19 protein-coding genes are annotated in these 18,003 nt (G+C 42.1%); 14 read left to right on the plus strand and 5 right to left on the minus strand.

The genetic code is table 11. The annotated features are described in order from the left end of the window. Nucleotides 1–74 precede the first annotated feature (74 nt). A complete protein-coding gene (locus FTU39_RS01060) occupies nucleotides 75–392 on the minus strand; it encodes a YqfO family protein (RefSeq protein WP_104851742.1) in 318 nt (105 codons plus the stop codon). A 264-nt stretch (nucleotides 393–656) separates the two neighbouring features. On the opposite strand from FTU39_RS01060, the gene FTU39_RS01065 reads away from it, so the two are divergent. The 3 genes from FTU39_RS01065 to ruvB all read left to right on the plus strand — a co-directional run bounded on the left by FTU39_RS01065 (nucleotide 657) and on the right by ruvB (nucleotide 3,979). Beyond that, complete coding sequence (locus FTU39_RS01065) at nucleotides 657–1,997, plus strand: deoxyguanosinetriphosphate triphosphohydrolase (RefSeq protein ID WP_019837718.1); 1,341 nt, start codon at nucleotides 657–659, stop codon at nucleotides 1,995–1,997. A gap of 129 nt (nucleotides 1,998–2,126) precedes the next feature. Beyond that, the gene (gene ruvA / locus FTU39_RS01070; protein ID WP_180051613.1) at nucleotides 2,127–2,729 is read left to right on the plus strand and encodes a Holliday junction branch migration protein RuvA; all 603 of its coding nucleotides are present in this window, start codon (nucleotides 2,127–2,129) and stop codon (nucleotides 2,727–2,729) included. A gap of 242 nt (nucleotides 2,730–2,971) precedes the next feature. Then, nucleotides 2,972–3,979, plus strand: coding sequence for a Holliday junction branch migration DNA helicase RuvB (gene ruvB / locus FTU39_RS01075; protein ID WP_004971787.1), 1,008 nt, complete (start codon nucleotides 2,972–2,974; stop codon nucleotides 3,977–3,979). 82 nt (nucleotides 3,980–4,061) lie between these two features. Here the strand turns inward: ruvB and FTU39_RS01080 are convergent, their stop codons facing one another. Next, a complete protein-coding gene (locus tag FTU39_RS01080) occupies nucleotides 4,062–4,640 on the minus strand; it encodes a hypothetical protein (protein ID WP_004971789.1) in 579 nt (192 codons plus the stop codon). A gap of 228 nt (nucleotides 4,641–4,868) precedes the next feature. Between FTU39_RS01080 and ybgC the strand changes: the two genes are divergently transcribed. From ybgC to pal, 6 genes are all read left to right on the plus strand, one after another. Next, a complete protein-coding gene (gene ybgC / locus FTU39_RS01085; protein WP_004971791.1) occupies nucleotides 4,869–5,276 on the plus strand; it encodes a tol-pal system-associated acyl-CoA thioesterase in 408 nt (135 codons plus the stop codon). A gap of 27 nt (nucleotides 5,277–5,303) precedes the next feature. After that, nucleotides 5,304–6,002: a protein TolQ gene (gene tolQ / locus FTU39_RS01090; RefSeq protein WP_180051614.1), complete on the plus strand. Its 699-nt coding sequence runs from the start codon at nucleotides 5,304–5,306 to the stop codon at nucleotides 6,000–6,002. Then, the gene (tolR, locus tag FTU39_RS01095; protein WP_180051615.1) at nucleotides 6,002–6,454 is read left to right on the plus strand and encodes a protein TolR; all 453 of its coding nucleotides are present in this window, start codon (nucleotides 6,002–6,004) and stop codon (nucleotides 6,452–6,454) included. Before tolQ ends, tolR begins: the two co-directional genes overlap by 1 nt. Before the next feature lie 3 nt (nucleotides 6,455–6,457). Continuing rightward, nucleotides 6,458–7,687 (plus strand): cell envelope integrity protein TolA, encoded by a 1,230-nt coding sequence (tolA, locus tag FTU39_RS01100; RefSeq protein ID WP_180051616.1) that lies wholly within the window; start codon nucleotides 6,458–6,460, stop codon nucleotides 7,685–7,687. Nucleotides 7,688–7,880: 193 nt separating this feature from the next. Beyond that, on the plus strand, nucleotides 7,881–9,164 hold the full coding sequence (gene tolB, locus FTU39_RS01105) for a Tol-Pal system beta propeller repeat protein TolB (protein ID WP_026438303.1): 1,284 nt from the start codon (nucleotides 7,881–7,883) through the stop codon (nucleotides 9,162–9,164). Nucleotides 9,165–9,234: 70 nt separating this feature from the next. Beyond that, nucleotides 9,235–9,804, plus strand: coding sequence for a peptidoglycan-associated lipoprotein Pal (gene pal, locus FTU39_RS01110; protein ID WP_179996167.1), 570 nt, complete (start codon nucleotides 9,235–9,237; stop codon nucleotides 9,802–9,804). 156 nt (nucleotides 9,805–9,960) lie between these two features. On the opposite strand, the gene FTU39_RS01115 is transcribed toward pal, so the two are convergent. After that, nucleotides 9,961–10,146, minus strand: a complete 186-nt coding sequence (locus tag FTU39_RS01115) for an NF038105 family protein (protein ID WP_004971800.1) — start codon at nucleotides 10,144–10,146, stop codon at nucleotides 9,961–9,963. A gap of 177 nt (nucleotides 10,147–10,323) precedes the next feature. On the opposite strand from FTU39_RS01115, the gene FTU39_RS01120 reads away from it, so the two are divergent. The 5 genes from FTU39_RS01120 to FTU39_RS01140 all read left to right on the plus strand — a co-directional run bounded on the left by FTU39_RS01120 (nucleotide 10,324) and on the right by FTU39_RS01140 (nucleotide 13,604). After that, nucleotides 10,324–11,298, plus strand: a complete 975-nt coding sequence (locus FTU39_RS01120; protein ID WP_004971801.1) for a class 1 fructose-bisphosphatase — start codon at nucleotides 10,324–10,326, stop codon at nucleotides 11,296–11,298. A 50-nt stretch (nucleotides 11,299–11,348) separates the two neighbouring features. Beyond that, complete coding sequence (locus tag FTU39_RS01125) at nucleotides 11,349–12,125, plus strand: RNA methyltransferase (protein ID WP_154320905.1); 777 nt, start codon at nucleotides 11,349–11,351, stop codon at nucleotides 12,123–12,125. Between the two features lie 156 nt (nucleotides 12,126–12,281). Further along, nucleotides 12,282–12,896: an RNA polymerase sigma factor gene (locus FTU39_RS01130; protein WP_180051640.1), complete on the plus strand. Its 615-nt coding sequence runs from the start codon at nucleotides 12,282–12,284 to the stop codon at nucleotides 12,894–12,896. After that, nucleotides 12,893–13,213: a hypothetical protein gene (locus FTU39_RS01135; protein ID WP_019837931.1), complete on the plus strand. Its 321-nt coding sequence runs from the start codon at nucleotides 12,893–12,895 to the stop codon at nucleotides 13,211–13,213. Before FTU39_RS01130 ends, FTU39_RS01135 begins: the two co-directional genes overlap by 4 nt. Further along, on the plus strand, nucleotides 13,203–13,604 hold the full coding sequence (locus tag FTU39_RS01140; RefSeq protein ID WP_004971806.1) for a DUF3106 domain-containing protein: 402 nt from the start codon (nucleotides 13,203–13,205) through the stop codon (nucleotides 13,602–13,604). Before FTU39_RS01135 ends, FTU39_RS01140 begins: the two co-directional genes overlap by 11 nt. Before the next feature lie 100 nt (nucleotides 13,605–13,704). Here the strand turns inward: FTU39_RS01140 and FTU39_RS01145 are convergent, their stop codons facing one another. Together FTU39_RS01145 and rbtA are read right to left on the minus strand one after the other, a co-directional pair. After that, a complete protein-coding gene (locus tag FTU39_RS01145) occupies nucleotides 13,705–16,119 on the minus strand; it encodes a CSLREA domain-containing protein (protein ID WP_257224379.1) in 2,415 nt (804 codons plus the stop codon). A 57-nt stretch (nucleotides 16,120–16,176) separates the two neighbouring features. Beyond that, the gene (gene rbtA / locus FTU39_RS01150) at nucleotides 16,177–17,994 is read right to left on the minus strand and encodes a rhombotarget A (RefSeq protein WP_104851732.1); all 1,818 of its coding nucleotides are present in this window, start codon (nucleotides 17,992–17,994) and stop codon (nucleotides 16,177–16,179) included. Nucleotides 17,995–18,003 lie beyond the last annotated feature (9 nt).

Genomic DNA, 18,003 nt, shown 5'->3' on the forward strand with positions numbered 1-18,003 from the left:
ACTTATATTTGCCCCAATCCATATATGAGTGATCGTACAATTCTATTTTTCTTTAAAAATTGGTATTTAAGTCTTTAAAAATTAATATCTAAAAGTTGCATAAACTCAAAGGCAGGCTCTTCGTAAGGATGGCTTGCCTTGAGCGCTTTTGCGACTGCCTGAGCATTTTGCTCAGGTACAATGGTTTCCACGCGCCATTCGGCAACGTGTTCCAAAGCATCTAACTCACCAATAAACGGATTTGCTCCTTTGACAGGCTTAAATTGCCCTGTGCCTAAAACCTGCCATGCACAATGTTCATAATTGCCAATTCCACCTGCACCCGCTGCAAAAACCGCCAGTTTAGTTTCTTCAAGATGAGATTCAGGCACATAGTAAATCAGTTTGAGCATATTTAAACTTCGCTATCCATTTCACAATTAATTAGAAATTAGCATAAAAATTTGAGCATTGTTGCTATTTTGGCAACCTATACGCATCATCCAATCCTCAATTTATACAGTTCCCCAAAAAAACTTTAAAGTACGCTTCGCCACAAACTTATCCCCCATTTTGTATGAATTTAGATTTAAAAAGACAAGCCATGTCGCACGCCCCTAGAGCTTTTGTCATTTTTTTGGCATGATGCAAAACAAGCACATAGTGAATAATGATAAATGACTCAAATGCGTTGGTTAGAACTGCTTTCCACAGTTCGAATTGGTAGTAAAAAACAAAGTACAGAACAGGCGCGCAGCCCTTTTCATAAAGATTATGACCGTATTATTTTTTCGCAAAGTTTTAGACAACTAAACCGTAAAACCCAAGTCCATCCACTGACTCAACACGATGGTATTCACACTCGCCTGACCCATTCTTTAGAAGTGTCTTGTATTGGACGTTCATTAGGGATGCTGGCTGCAGAAAAAATCAAAGACCATTTGCCTATGTGGATTTCCCCTGCCGATGTCGGTGCGATTATTCAAGCCGCTTGCTTGGCACATGATATTGGTAATCCACCTTTCGGACATGCAGGCGAATATGCCATTCGTGAATGGTTTGACGATGCTTCACACGGCAATTTTCTCGCCAAACTTAGTGATGAGGAAGAAGCCGACGTACGTCAATTTGAAGGCAATGCGCAAGGTTTACGTCTACTCACCAAAATTGACTATCATCCAAATGATGGCGGCATGCGTTTAACCTATGCCACTTTAGGCGCTTATTTAAAATATCCGTGGCTCTCCAAAACCATTGCCGAACAAGGCAACCGCCCTGCCAATCAACGTGATAAATTTGGTTGTTACCAAGCTGAAAAAGAAATTCTCAAACAAATTGCAGAACAACTTGGACTGATTCAATTGGGCGATTATCACTATTGTCGTCATCCACTGACATATTTATTGGAGGCAGCGGATGATATTTGCTATGCCTTAATTGATTTGGAAGATGGCATTATTTTAAACATGCTCAGCTATGAAGAAGTTGAACCGATCTTTTTAAACTTGATTGGTGACTACGGTATTCCTGCAGAACTAGCGATGGCACGTACCACATGGCAACAAAAAATTGCCGCTTTGCGTGGTCGGGTCATGAAGCGTTTAGTCGATGAAGTCACTACAGCATTTGCCAAACACCATTTTGAAATCCTAATGGGACAACTTAAAGGCAGCCTTTTACAGTATTGCTCAGCAGATATTGAAATTGGTATTAATCGCGCCAAAGACTTAGCGCGTGAGAAAATTTTCGAGCATCCGCAAAAAGCTGGATTGGAAATTATTGCGCATCAAAGTTTACAAAATATTTTGGATGCGTTTATTCCGCTCACCACACCCCATAAAACCCTAAGTTTTAAAGAGCAGCGTTTAATGTCCATCTTGCAACGCTCAGGGGCAGATTTTGCGCATAATCATTATGACAATATCATGCAAGTCTTGGACATTATCTCTAAGTTTTCAGATCACCAAGCCTATAATTTATCGCAAGAATTACAAGGCAATAAGGTTGGTCTGCTATGACGAATCACATGTATATCAATAACTTATATAAGATTGACGTAGAATTTAAGCACGAATTTTGCCTTTTGTGAAAATGCGCTCTACTATGCGAACAGCAACTTATTTTAAATTAATCAGTGAACCACAAATATGATCGGATGTCTTATTGGCGAAGTATTGGCTTTAGAAGCACCAACCGTGTTGCTGAATGTAAATGGTGTGGGCTATGAAATTGACACGCCACTCACCACATTTTGCCAGTTACAAAAGGGGCAGAAAATTACCCTGTGGACGCATTTAGCTGTGCGTGAAGATGCTCAATTGTTATATGGCTTTTTAGAAGCCCAAGAAAAAACCATTTTCCGTACCTTACTCAAAGTCAATGGTGTCGGCCCGAAAATGGCACTGGGTATTTTATCGACCTTGAGTGTCGAGTTACTGATTCACACCGTAGAACATGAAGATATTAACACCCTGATTAAAGTGCCAGGTGTGGGCAAAAAAACCGCTGAACGCCTGATGATTGAATTGCGTGATCGCTTTAAAGCCATGTCCAACGAAGTGAGCAGCAGCAATTCCACTGCGACTCAAATCCAGTTTACAGGCAATTCTGCTGTTGCCGAAGCCGAAGCCGCTTTACAATCTTTAGGTTATAAACCTGCCGAAGCACAAAAACTGATTAATGCAGTCAAGGGCGATTTTACTGAAGCCAGTGATATTATCCGTGCAGCATTAAAGTCGATGAATAAATAAAAGATGCCAACAAACCTAGCGTAAGTTCATCTTTCCAATATTGGATACATGACTGGCGACATGGATGTCGCCCGTTGAGTTGGGGTATAGGGATATACCCTCAACTCAACATAAGATTTTTGTTACTTTTGATCTTTCAAAAGTAAAATCATGCCTTCGCAAAGGCATTTAAACGCAACTCATACTTTGAGGCTGTGCATGCAGCATCAAAATGCCCAGCTCAAGAGATTAGTTAACACGATATGCAAGACCGTCTAATCAGTGGTTCTGAAAAACCCGAAGATCAAATTGATCGCGCCATTCGCCCCACTTCACTCGATGACTATATTGGGCAACCTGTAGTGCGTGAACAAATGGAAATTTTCATTGGTGCAGCCCGTGGACGCGCAGAAGCATTGGACCACACCCTGATTTTTGGACCACCAGGTTTAGGCAAAACCACACTCGCCAATATTATTGCCCGTGAAATGGGCGGCAACCTTAAATCTACTTCAGGGCCTGTCTTGGAACGCGCAGGTGATTTAGCCGCCATGCTGACCAATCTTGAAGAAGGCGATGTGTTATTTATTGATGAAATCCATCGTCTTTCACCTGTGATTGAAGAGATTTTGTATCCAGCGATGGAAGATTATCAACTGGACATCATGATTGGTGAAGGGCCTGCAGCACGCTCCATTAAACTGGACTTGCCACCATTTACCCTTGTCGCCGCTACCACACGTGCAGGCTTACTCACCTCACCGTTACGTGACCGTTTTGGTATTGTGCAGCGTTTGGAATTTTATTCGGTTGAAGATTTGACCCATATTGTCAAACGCTCGGCGAGTTTAATGGATGTGCCAATGACCGATGCAGGAGCCAATGAAGTCGCTCGTCGTTCGCGCGGTACACCACGTATTGCCAACCGATTATTGCGTCGCGTTCGTGACTATGCGCAGGTCAAAGGCACAGGTGAAGTCACGCAAGAGATGGCACAACGTGCGCTAGATATGCTGAATGTCGATAAAGATGGTTTAGATACCTTAGACCGTCGTTATTTATCAATGTTATTAGAGCGTTTTGATGGTGGGCCTGCAGGTGTGGAAGCTTTGGCCGCTGCTATGGCTGAAGACTCTGGCACTTTGGAAGATGTAATTGAACCATACCTAATTCAACAAGGTTATGTAATGCGAACCGCTCGCGGGCGTATTGCCACCAATATGGCGTATTTACAATTTGGGATGACACCGCCAGAGCCAAAAGAAAAATAGCTCAAAGGAAAAAATAGCTTAAAGGGAGCTATCTCCCTTTAAGCTATTAAATATTTAGGTCAATTGGGTCTGTAGATAGACCCTAATTTTCAATAATACGCACATCTTCAACAAGCATTAATTCACACGCGCCCGCCCCTGTATCATGACGGCTTAAAGAACTGCGCCACTGCCACCCATCTGCGGCAGTAACTTCAACCAATTTACCTTTCAAATAAATCAAATCATCTTCATCAATCTGTTTTAACTGTGTCGCAATCGCGGGTGTGGCAGGAATTAAATGCGTATTAGCGCTCAAACTTGCAATCTCTTGCACAGGAATCGGTGGTGCTTGTTCATAACGCCAATGATACCAACGGTTGCTTTGACGAATAGACAACTGTTTATACACTTCAGGCTTGGCCATTTCGCCCCATCCCAAAGCAAAATCGACAGGGCTAAGTTCGGCTTCACGTCCAAAATTATAATTTTCACGTGACAATACCCGAAACTCACCTTCATAGGTTTCCAAAGCTTGAATGGTATAGTCTTTAAATTGATGCACTTGCTGCGATGACTGATAGGTTGTGCTATCCGCAATTCCTCCATCTGGCTGGAACAGCGTCATCCACAACAAATACAATATGGCAATTACCACAAAAAATTTAACTAAACGGCTCATGTGCTGCTCATTGGGGTGGATCATCTGCATGTATCAGGCAGGCAGCTAATTTTAACTTAAAAGCATGTTTGAAATCTTGTGCCATTGGACGAAGCGTTGAGAATGATAAACTGCCACGCTATACACAGCTTGACTTATAGCCCCGATTCACGTCAATTTCATAGACATGGCTTAAGCTATAAGTATTGCTTATCAAACAACATTGCAACATTGAAGCGGAACATCATCATGGCGAATAAATTTGAATTTAAAATTCGTATCTATATGGAAGATACTGATGCAGGCGGCATTGTTTACCACGCCAACCATATTCGCTTTATGGAACGTACCCGTACCGAATGGCTTCGTGCGTCGGGTGTTGATCATTATTGGCATCAACAAGATTACAACTTTGTCGTGCATAAAATTAATGTGAAATATTCACGTCCAATCTTAATGGATGACCTAATAACTGTTACAGCAAGTGTAGTTTCGTGTAAAGCGTCATCATTTGTATTGCAACAAAATATTTATCGTGGTGAAATCATGCTTGCATCTGGCGAGGTTGAATTGGCCTGTCTTGGTTCAGATATGAAACCACGTCGTCTGCCAGATGAAATTCGTAGCCTTATTCTGAAAGAATTAGGACAAGATTAAAAAAATGAATTGGCACATGTAGTAACTATGGCAACACAACTCGAATCATCTCTTCAAGTATCAGATCTTATTTTACAAGCAAGTCCTGTTGTTCAGCTGGTAATGCTCTCGCTGCTTTTAGCATCATTATACAGTTGGTATCTGATTGCCAAGTTACACATGAGCTATAAAAAAGCACAGGCAGATGATCAGCATTTCCAAAAAATCTTCTGGTCTGGTGCAGAATTAAATACGCTTTACAACAATGCACAGCTCAATTCAAAACGTGTCGGTTTGGAAGATATTTTCTATCAAGGCTTAGGTGAGTTTTTAAAACTCAAAAAACGCCAAGCGCCTGCTCCACAAACCATTGAAGGCACAGAACGTATTTTACGTGTCGGTTTAAGCCGCGACCAAGCTCAACTTGAACAAGGCTTAGGTGCATTAGCCAGCATTGGTTCGGTTGCGCCATACGTTGGTTTATTTGGTACCGTCTGGGGCATTATGAATGCCTTTATTGGACTGGCAGATGTCGATCAAGTCACATTGGCAACAGTCGCACCAGGGATTGCCGAAGCCCTCATTGCCACAGCCATTGGTTTATTTGCCGCCATTCCTGCGGTACTCGCCTTTAACCATTACACAGCTAAGGGTGAAGGCATTTATTCAGATCGTGCCCTATTTGCTGAAGAAATGGTGGCTTTATTACAACGTCAATCTTTAGGCAATACTCAGGATCACGACTAATGGCCATTCAACGCTCAGGACGCTTCGAGCGCATCAAAAAACCACTGAAAAGTGACATGAATGTAGTGCCCTATATTGATGTCATGTTGGTGTTGCTTGTGATTTTTATGGTCACCGCACCTATGATTACCAGTGGTATTCAGGTCGATTTACCACAAGCTAACGGTAATGCCATTGAATCGAAAAGTGCTATAGCTCAGGTAACTTTAGATAAAGATGGACGATACTTCCTGAAATATAAAGATGTTGGTTCTAACCAACCTATTTCACTTGAAGAACTTACAACGATACTGACTCAAGCTCAGGAACAGGCTAAGACTGAAAACAAAGAGTTTAGAGTAATTATTGAAGGCGACAAATCACGCTCTTATGGTGAAGTTATGTCACTGATGAACACACTTCAAAACACAGGTTTAACCCAAGTTGGATTGCTGACCGAGCCTTTAAAGTAATTTATGAAAGATTTTAAAAAGCCACCTTTTCAACAAAAAGCCATCGCGATTGGGTTCACCGTAGGTATCCACCTTGTCGCAGTGGTTGGCTTGCTTTATTTGGGCATGAGTAAAGTACCTGAGCCACCTAAGCCCATTAAAACAGTACTGATTAAACCCGAAGATTTAAAACCTTTATTAGAAACTGAATCTGCTGAAACGACACATGAAAATGTAGCAGAGCAAATTACTCAAACTGCTGAACCTGCGCTTGAACCTGCACCTGTCATGCCGACACCTGCAGCAGCCCCTACACCGCCCGCGCCTCAAGTTGATACACAAAAAACTGCACAAGCAGCAGAGGCTCAAGCACGTGCAGAACGACAAGCTGCTGAAGCCAAACAAATTGCAGAGCGACAAAAACTAGAAGCTGAACGCTTAAAAGCTCAACAAGCACGCGCCGAAGAACGTGCTCAACGAGAAGCTGACGCCAAAGCAAAAGCTCAAGCCGATGCCAAAGCACGTGCTGAAGCAGATGCTGTACGTCGTAAAGAAGCCGAAGCCCTGAAAAAAGCAGAAGCGGCAGAAAGACGTCAACTCGAAGCCAATGCAGCAGCAAAACGCAAAGCTGAAGCAGATGCAAAAGCCAAGGCAGATGCTGAGGCAAAACGTAAAGCTGACGCAGATGCAAAAGCCAAAGCTGATGCAAAACGTAAAGCTGACGCAGATGCAAAAACCAAAGCAGATGCCGATGCAAAACGTAAAGCTGCAGCAGATGCAAAAGCCAAAGCTGATGCCGATGCAAAACGTAAGGCTGACGCAGATGCAAAAGCCAAAGCAGATGCCGAAGCAAAACGTAAAGCTGCTGCAGATGCAAAAGCCAAAGCTGATGCCGAAGCGAAGGCGCGTGCCGATACTGAAGCCAAAGCTTCAGCTGCCAAACAAGCTGCAGAAGAAGCCGCTCAGAAAAAGGCAGAAGTACGACGTATTGCATCCACTGCTAAACGCGATTTCGAAAATAAAATCAGACGAGCGTGGGATACCCCAGCTGGTTCTTCGGGTCAACGTGCAACTGCCCGCGTGACTTTAAGTGACAGTGGCGCAGTTCAGTCTGTCGTGGTTAATTCTAGCGACCCTGACATGAAAGCCAGTGTAGAAGCTGCTGTTCGTGCTGCCGCACCTTATCCGATGCCATCAGACCCAGATGCACGACGCGAAGCACGTAGCTTCACCTCTACCTTTACAGCGCAATAAGTTACCAGTTAGCCGAATAACATCTATTTGGCTAACTCCTTCTCAAAATATTTACGAGTATAAATAAATTTAAATTTTCACAGTGTTATAACAGTTTTATTATAAATTCATGCTTTCATTCCTACCAAAGCATGCCATTATGTACCACAATTACATCCAAAAAAGTTATGTTGATTTGAGAAAATAGCGAATGATGGAAACAACGCGTAAACACCTACTTTGTCTTGCTATTTTAACTGCGCTTAGCCCAGTTTTAAGCACACAATCTTTTGCACAACTGCATTTAGAAATTGCCAAAGCACCAGAAGAAGCACCTAAAATTGCGATTGTGCCGTTTGGCAATGATCAAAGTATTTATCCTATTGTAGAAAACGATTTAAACCGTTCAGGCAAATTCACCAGTTCATCTAAAAACCTTGCTGCAACTGCAAGCATGAACAATCCAAATGCAGCTGCATGGCAAGCCGCAGGTGTACCTTATGTGGTGACGGGAAATGTCAAAGCCACTGCAGAAGGCGGTTATGAAGTTCATTACCAACTTTATGATGTGCAAAAACAGCAATACTTATTGAATGAATTATTGAGCGTGCCTGCATCACGCGTGCGTTCTGCTGCACACATGATCAGTGATGCCATTTATGAAGCACTCACGGGCATTAAAGGTGACTTTAGCGGACGCATTGCTTATGTACTGCGCAACCCTGCAACACCTGAACAACGCTATACCCTGCAAATTGCCGATACTGATGGTGAACAGCCTAAAACCATTTTGACTTCGCGTGATCCTATTTTGTCGCCTGCGTGGACACCAGATGCCAAAAAAATTGCCTATGTGTCGTTTGAAACCAAACGCCCTGCTATTTATGTGCAAGATTTGGCGACAGGTCAGCGTGAAAAATTAGCCAGTTTCCGTGGTTTAAATGGTGCTCCAAGCTTCTCACCAGATGGTCAAAGTATGTTGTTTACCGCATCCATGCATGGCAATCCAGAAATTTATCAAATGAATTTAAGCACCCGTGAACTGCGACGCATGACCAATGACAGTGCGATTGATACCGAAGCACGTTATGCACCAGATGGTAAATCATTTATTTACACTTCAGATCGTGGTGGTTCCGCACAAATTTATCGTTATGACTTTGCCACAGGCAGCAGCAAACGCCTAACCTTCCGCGGTGCATTTAACGCACGTGGTACGCTCAGTGCCGATGGTCGTAAACTGGCATTGGTGCATCGCCCAAGTGGCAGTAATTACAAAGTCGCAATTCAAGACATCAACACCAATATCACCAATATTTTAACCCCAACCAGTTTGGATGAGTCGCCAAGCTTCTCACCAAATGGGCAAATGGTGGTGTATGCAACGCGCGAAGGCGCACGTGGCTTATTGTCAATTATGTCTTTAGACGGTCGCTTCCGCATGAACTTACCAAGTGAACAAGGTGAAGTGCGTGAACCTGCGTGGGCGCCAAAATAATGAGTATCCGCAAGGTAAACACTTTTCAGTTCTGTTTTAAAACCAAAAATCAAGCTTCATGGAGATGAGGATGAACGCAGTTAAATTATTGGTACTCCCTGTTTTGGCATCAGCTTTAGTGATGACAGGTTGTGCAAACCGCAAACCAACAACTGACTTACAAGCAGGTCAAACACCAAACGGTGCAACTACAGTCAACACCCAAGGTTTGAGTGAAGATGCAGCTTTAAATGCACAAAACCTTGCAGGTGCATCTGCCAAAGGTGTAACCGAAGCCAACAAAGCTTTCTTGGCAAAGCGTGTGGTGCATTTTGACTACGACAGTAGCGAATTATCTAACGATGATTACCAGACCCTACAAGCACATGCACAGTTTCTAATGGCGAATGCCAACTCTAAAGTAGCGCTTACAGGTCATACCGATGAACGCGGTACACGCGAATACAACATGGCTTTAGGCGAGCGTCGTGCCAAAGCGGTTGAGAGCTTCTTAATCACCAGCGGCGTTAACGCAGGTCAGCTTGAAGCAGTGAGCTATGGTAAAGAAATGCCAGTCAACCCTGGACATGATGAAAATGCATGGAAAGAAAACCGTCGCGTAGAAATTAACTACGAAGCTGTTCCACCATTATTGAAATAATAATTTGCTGTTTGGGAAAAACTCGTTTAGAACGTGTTTCCCCAATACGAAAAAAGCGCTCTTTATTACAAGGGCGCTTTTTTATGACATAAAAAACTGGGCGAACGAATATTTTAAAAACTAACAGATAAGTGCAGAAATACAGCTTTGCTTCAGTTATTCCGACTCGGCATCAGCTTTTGCAGTTTGCATAGATTCAATCAAATCATGCTTGTTAAACTTTTTATATTCAGGTTTAGACTCATAATCTTTCCAAGCGGCTTTCATCTTGTCCTCAGAAATATCGTCTAAACTAATCCCTTCGCTTGGCGTTGGAGTCGCATCAAACTTTAACGTTGTCATATCTGTGCTCCTATCTCAAATTAAATCCTTCACATCAACATAGCACTTTCTGCAGGACTTGCAAGGGTAAAATCACAGCAAATAGTCGAGTTTAATTTTTCTTTTAACGCGTTCTCATCTAAACTATTGCAGCATATTGTTATCCTCATTTTTGCAGTCATTCGGAGTTTTCCAGTCATGTCATACCGCACCCTTTCCCAATTTCTACAACAACAAACTGGAAATTTAACACCCGAACTTGCTCAAGTGATTGAAACTATAGCCAATACTTGCAAAACAATTGACCAAACATTACAAAAAGGTGCATTGGCGGGCGTATTAGGCAGTGCACAAAATGAAAACGTACAAGGCGAAGAACAAAAGAAATTAGATGTTATTTCAAATGATTATTTAATTGAAGCGTTACAAAAACATCCTAATGTGGGTGGTTTGGCGTCGGAAGAATTAGACGAATTCACTCCTGCTCAGGAAAATGGTCAATATTTAGTGTTATTTGACCCACTGGATGGTTCAAGCAACATCGACATCAATATGTGTGTGGGTACCATTTTCTCAATTTTACCTGCAAAAAATGCCGTGACCCAAGCTGCAGACTTTATGCAAGCAGGTACACAACAAGTTGCTGCAGGTTATGTCCTGTATGGCCCATCTACCATGATGGCGCTCACTGTTGGTGCAGGCGTGGTATTCTTTACCTTTGACCCAGAAAGCCAAGAGTTTTTGGTGACTGCAGACAACATTCAAGTTGCTGCCGATACAAAAGAATACGCGATCAATGCTTCAAACCAACGCCATTGGGAAGCACCTGTAAAACGCTATATTGATGAACTTTTGGCTGGTAAAACTGGGCCACGCGAAAAAGACTTTAACATGCGTTGGGTTGCATGTATGGTGGGCGATATTCACCGTATCCTTTGCCGTAGCGGGGTTTTCATGTATCCATACGACTTAAAAGACCCGAAAAAAGCAGGTCGTTTACGTTTAATGTATGAAGCCAATCCAATGAGTATGCTCATGGAACAAGCAGGCGGTGCGGCAACCACAGGTCGTGTGCGTATTTTAGACATCCAACCCACAGACCTACATCAACGTGTGCCTGTCATCATTGGCTCAAAAAATGAAGTCGATTTGGTCAGCAGCTACCATCAATAATTTTTAACAACAGCAGTCGGCCATTCGCTGACTGCTGTGGATTTTATCGCATGCCTACGATTTTTTTAGAATCAAAAGATAACCCGAAAATTAAACACTTACGTGGTTTAATTGAACAAAATAACTATCGCAAAAAACAGGGACAAACGGTACTTGAAGGTACACATTTGTGTCTGGCGTGGTTACATGAAAATAAAAAAATCAATTCGATTTTTACCACCGAACATGCACTAAGCCATCCTGACTATGAGCGTATTTTGGCTAAATACACAGGCGTGGTCTTTGTCATTGGCGAATCTTTATATAAAGATTTAAGCACTTTAGGCACTTCCCTTGCCTGTTTAGCCATTGTCGACGTGCCAAGTTCAAGCCAAGCTTTAGACTTTAAAGCAGACACACTGATTTTAGAAAATGTGCAAGATCCGGGTAATGTCGGCACCTTATTGCGCTCTGCAGCAGCAGCAGGTATTGAACAAATTATTTGTACCAAAGGTTCTGCCTCACTTTGGTCGCCACGGGTGTTACGTGCAGGCATGGGCGCACACTTTAGCTTGCATACCTTTGAAAATATTGAACTCGAAGATGTCTTAGCACAATTTCAGATTCCTGTATATGTGACCAGTTCACACCATGCAGAAAGTCTCTATTCCAAAAATCTGCGTAAGGCTTGCGTCTGGATTCTAGGCAATGAAGGTCAAGGTGTGTCCAATTATGCCTTACAGCATGCAGAAGCGGTAAGTATTCCACAACCAGGTGGACAGGAATCTTTGAATGTGGCAATTGCAGGCTCAATCTGTTTCTTTGAAATGGTACGCCAACGTCTGTAAATGGTTAATTTATTTTAAAAAGACTAGCCCTGCAAAAAAAATAGATTAGACTGAAAATAATAACTTGCAATGTCAACCAAACCATTGTTTTTAGCGTTATAAAAATATGATGTTAAAAATAATGGTGGGTATCCAATGACAGGATTTTCCATCTCTATGGATTTAAACCCGAAGTCGTCACACTCGGAAAATTTGAGTGCTCTTAAGAGTACGGCTGAGCAACGTCTGAAGAATTTCATGCAAGACGTAACGGGGCGTGCCTTAGTGATGATGGAAAGTGCAACGCAAGGACAGCACGGCATTGCTATGGATTTGGTGCAAGAAGCCTTTATTTCCTTGCATAAATCTTATGCTGACAAAGCCACAGAGGAATGGTATCCCCTGTTTTACACCATTTTAAATAACAAATTACAAGATTGGCGTCGTAAAGAAGCTCGCCGCGCTCAACCGTTTTCATGGTTCAAAAAAATCAGTTTAGATGATGACGATGTTGAACAACTTGATATTGTCGATGAGCAAGCACTCAATCCTGCAGAGTTTTTAGATCAAGCTGTGACTGTAGAAGAAATTCAGGCAGCAATTGCGGGGCTTCCTGTGCGGCAACAACAAGCTTTTATGTTACGTGCTTGGGAAGGTTTTGATACGCAAACCACCGCACTAATTATGAACTGCACTGAAGGCAGTGTAAAAACGCATTATCACCGTGCTATTCAAGCTTTACGCAACAGTTTGGCACATATGAATCCGTATCTGGGAGGATCATCAGAATGAAACAAGATGATTTCTTAAAACAAGTGACATCCAAACTTGATGGATTGGCTCGCCACCATCAACACAAAGCTGCGGTCATGAATCATGTCTTGGATAATATTCAAGACAAGAAAACATCGCGCTATGGGCTTTGGAAAATGTCAGGTTTTGCATTGGCTGCAGCAATTGCAGGTTTTGTGGTCTTACCAAATTCAATGGAAATGACCACACAGCCGCAGAATCAGGCAGTGTCTGTTCCTAAACTTTCGCCACAAATGGTGGAAGATTTAGAAATGTTAATGGTGTTGGGTGAGGACAAAGTTCCACATGGCAGCTAAACGAATTGTGATTGCGTGTTGTGCGCTCAGTTTTTTACAAACCAGTTTTGCAGGGTTTGAGCGTTTTTGGATTTTTTCCAAAGATGCAGATACGCAAATTTCAGAAACCTGGGAAACTCTTTCTGAAGAAGAACAATTGGCCTTAATTAAGCGCTATCAAAACTTAAAAGAAATTCCTGCAGAAAAAAGCGTAGCTTTACAGCAGCGGATGGATTGGTTTACTCAACTGCCTGATAGCGAAAAACAAAAAATGCGTGAAACTTGGCAAAAAATGAGCACGCAAGAACGTCGTGAATTAGGACAACGCTTGCAACAAGCAACACCTGAACAACGACCTTTAATTCGTCAGGAATACATTCTTAAATATCAGCAGCCTGCAATGAGTCACTAATTTTATCTGTTCATGGATAATAGAAAGTACTTGAAGTCACCAATAACAAAAGCCTCATCGTGTAAAACAGATGAGGCTTTTGCAATAAAGAGTCGGTAGATTACGATTTTCTTGGACGTTGACGATAGAACGCCAATCCGATTAAACCAAACACACCCCAGTAACCTAAGCTTCCCCCACCGCCACCACTGGCTTCATAATTGGTATTTTTCGCTGTATTTTCTAAAGTAATGGTCGCTTCAGGCGAAAATTCCAGTTCATGATCGAAAATCGTGTATTTCAGCTCATAATCAAATGGGCTAAAGCTATTTCGTACTTGAACCTGAATATTGCCACCATAACAAATTTCACCTGCATAATCCCCAGGACAATGTTCTTGTCGATCTGCCGTAATTATCACACCTGAAGGCAATTCCTTAAAACGAATTGCCAGTTCTTGTTCTGTACTATCTTTATAGAATGCAGGCTTATTGGTATTTTCTTTCAGAGTGCTGATAGAACCATCGCCTGCATCGCTATCATTCAGCAATGGATTAAAACTCACTTTAAGGTCTGTACCATATTCAAGTCGTACACGATCATCTTTTGCAATTGGGGCAATATTGCTAAATTTGCCTTCAAGTAAGCCCGAAGAATGCAAATTACTGTCTAATTTTGAGGTAATGGTGTATTTACAATACGCTGAATCGGTTGCTTCTGTGACTTTATCATTCAATCGATACATCACAATCCGTTGCAACTGTGCATCCCATTCACATTTGAATAGTGGGTCTTGGGTCAATTTATCGGTGCTAAATGTGGTACCTGAACCCGAAATTGCACCAATCCCCAATACTTCAGTGCTAATGCTAAAGTTGTCAGAATTAAGCTGTCTTAACTGAACAAATTTCCCATCTGCAGTTGGTTCATCATGCTTTAATGCCATCGCAAATGGATCAACATATATGGCACGATATTGCTGCTTGGCTTTGGTATTGGCCAACAAATCCTGCATCGTTTTCAAATCAGCATGTGATTGAGAAACGACCGAAGATGCAGCATCTTTACTTTGATCTATCGCAGACTGAATACGGTCAATTTGTTGCTGATAATTGGCAAATAAACTTTCATAAGAGACATTACGCAAGCTTTGAATATCGGCTGCATTTAAGCGCATCACTTCTACAGAGCCAATTTCACAGGTATTTTTTGCATCAGGATTTAAAGTTAAAGTTGCATTACTCACCCGCGCTAAACCACGTTGTTCATAATCACTACACCCCATGCTGTTTACATCAATCAAATCTTTCGCAGGGTCTGAACCAAGTTTTGGATAATACAACGGCAGGAATAAATTATAAGCAGATGGTTCTTGCAAGGGCTGCAATACTTGATCAAAGCTAAGCCCTGTCAAATCCAAATTTTTAGCACCATCATAAGAACTATTTGCTGTTTCAGGCAAATCACACTCGCCTTGCTCTGTCGCTGATCCCATTGCGAATAAGGCATTGCGAATTGTGTTGATGTTGCGCGCCTGCTCTAAGCTCGCAGGGAATGCATAACGACAAGATTTACCTTGGTTAAAGGCCAACATATTAAAAGAGAGGACAATACGTGGATAATTGTCATAAAACAAAGTACTCAATGCTTTATTTTCAACAATGGTATTACTTTGCAAATACACCTGTGACAAAGTGCTAAGCGGATGATTTTCTGCATTACTTAAGTTAAAGATATGACCTTTGCTGGTATCAGCTTGGTTTTGTGCAATCGTACTGGCAGTCAACGCAAGATCTGGTTGGCCGCAAAGATCAAAAGTACTAAGACTATTTGCAGCACCATTTTTCACAATACTGCTGCGGTCAATTTTCACCATAGAGCGTGTATTGACCAAGTTGGCACTACAATCCATTGCCAACACACTACCTACTTTGGCTTGGTTCGCATGGATATAAGCATTCTCTAAATTGACTTGACGCTCCGCTTGATGAGCAACAACGTAAATTGCACCACCTTGTTCTGCATGCGAATTTTGAATTTCGACATTGTTCGCAGCTAGTGGGCCTGCCACAAATAATGCACCACCTTTGCCTGCATCTACAGGGTTCGCATTACCACCACCATTGGCATCCCCATTTTTTAGAATGACATCGTATAGCGCCACGCTGGCTTGGGTATCTGAAGTATTGATAATACGGCTATTGCCCTGTGCATTAATACTGGTTTTTAACGGTGCAATTGAAGGATAACGATGGGTAATCGGATCTACTTGGTTATAGTCGACCGCTGTCGCCCCATAAATACGCACCATAGATTGCGGGCGTAATTCTGAGTTTAAGATATATTCCCCAGCCTGCAACTGAATCATATCGGTTGCACCACGGTTGGTATTGCCTGCGCTACATCCACCGAACGCAATATTCTGCTTGGCCGCAACTAACGCTTCACGTAATGAACATTTGCTTAAGTCTTCACCATTTTGATCTTCAAAGGTCGTGACCTGAATCACACGATTATCTGCTGCCATAAGCGACATAGCAGACAGCACCATTATCCCTAATAGTGTTTTTTTATTATTTTTCATATTCATCCTTTATGCTTTTCTACGGCGTAAACCCAACAAACCCAATAAAGTCATTAATCCGTAAGCGCTCCATGCACCACCAGAAACTTTTATTTTATCGCTTTCCATACGATTTTCATGTTCTTGAATAACTTGGACTTTCACTTCCATATAAGGTGTTGTGCTGTTAAAGCGTGTGGTGCTGGTAACTAATTTAATTTTAAAGACATCTGCACCATGCCAAGCAGAATCTGGGGTATATACCAAATTCCCCAACTCATCTACGGTCAATTTTCCTTTAGAACGTGTATCGAGTTGCTCAATTTGCACACAACCTGCTTGCCATGCTTGGCCTGTCGGATTGTTTGGATAGACTTGATCACAAAATTCTTTAGGCACCAAATCACTATCACCCAACAAATCACTCACCGACATTTTAGCAATTTGACCCGCCAAAATATCTTGACCTATAAGTCCCATAGTTTCAGGAACCATCACCTCTATTGCACCACGGTCACATAAGGTAATATCTGACTGACGGTTTTTACCGCGCTGATCTGAAGCAGCACAACCGACTACCGTATTATCCCCCAGTTGTAATTGCCCCTGATTCAACACCACAGAATCTTTCAGGCTGTTATAACTGAGCAATACGCGTGGGCGCATAAAGCCCAAGAATGAGTTTTCAGGAACTTGATATGGACAAAAGAGTGCCGTTTTATCTTGACTGAGGGTTTGGCATGCACCTTCAAGCAGATTACCTGCAAGCACCGAATTTGCAGTCCATAGCGTATTTGGATAGTTGCTATCGCCTGCTCCACAGCCTGCGCCGACTAAATTATTTTGCAATCTTGTTGCATCTGAACCTGCTTGCACACAGTTTGCTGCAGTATTGACACTGACAGGATGTGGATTACCCAAAATCACACTATTGGCAATATAGGCTTTACCCAAAGGTGCGTTGAGATACACACCACGGCTGTTACCAATCAAGCTAATGTTATTGACACCAATATCATCCAGCACATTCATGACATAGCCTTCATTTGCAGTAAAAGTACTGCTCACGATCATATTCCCCATACTAGGAAAGGCTTTGATTTCTTCATCTGCCAAACTTGCTGCAGAATAGAGATTGGCTGAAGCAACTGATATGGTTTTGTTGCCTTTAAATACTGAAGTTGTAATCACAAAGCGTGGGAATTGCGTATAAATGACGCCACCTTCCTGCGCTTGGTTAGCTTCAAGCAAGCTATTTTTGATCTCAATAAAACCTGCAGGGATCTTCTCGTCAGTCATTTGTGCGAGGTTATAAATTGCCCCACCTTGATTGGCTACACCCTGACTCAGTTTCACATAGTCTAAAATTAAATGTTCATTATTATAAATCAGACCACCTTGTTGCTGACGACAGCGTTCCTCACCGCAGCCCTGTAAAGTTAATTCTTTTAAAGAAACTTTTAAGAAACGATCCTTGCTATCTTCAATGTGGAAAATTCGCTCATTGCCGCGCATCTGAATCGTGGCATTATTCAAACCTGGGGCAGTTTTATCATTCAGACTACTGTCATAGGTGGTTTTAATTTCAAGGTTTTCTGTAATTTTAAGTTGAGTATCAATTTGATAGACGGCTTTCTTTTCTAATAAAATCACACTTGAGGCATTTTTGCCGCCACAGCCCAAATAGCCTTCTTCAGGCATGCCTAAATTAATATACTCAATGGCTTCACGCAAAGAACATTGTTGATCATCTGCTTTGGTGTCAGCAGTGGTGGTGACAATGATATTACTACTATATGCATGACCTGCGATAAACAGCATACCAATGCCGATGCTCTGCTTGAGCATAAGCGTACT

Origin of the sequence: Acinetobacter sp. YH12099 (assembly GCF_013419195.1) — a bacterium.
GTDB classification, from domain to species: domain Bacteria; phylum Pseudomonadota; class Gammaproteobacteria; order Pseudomonadales; family Moraxellaceae; genus Acinetobacter; species Acinetobacter towneri.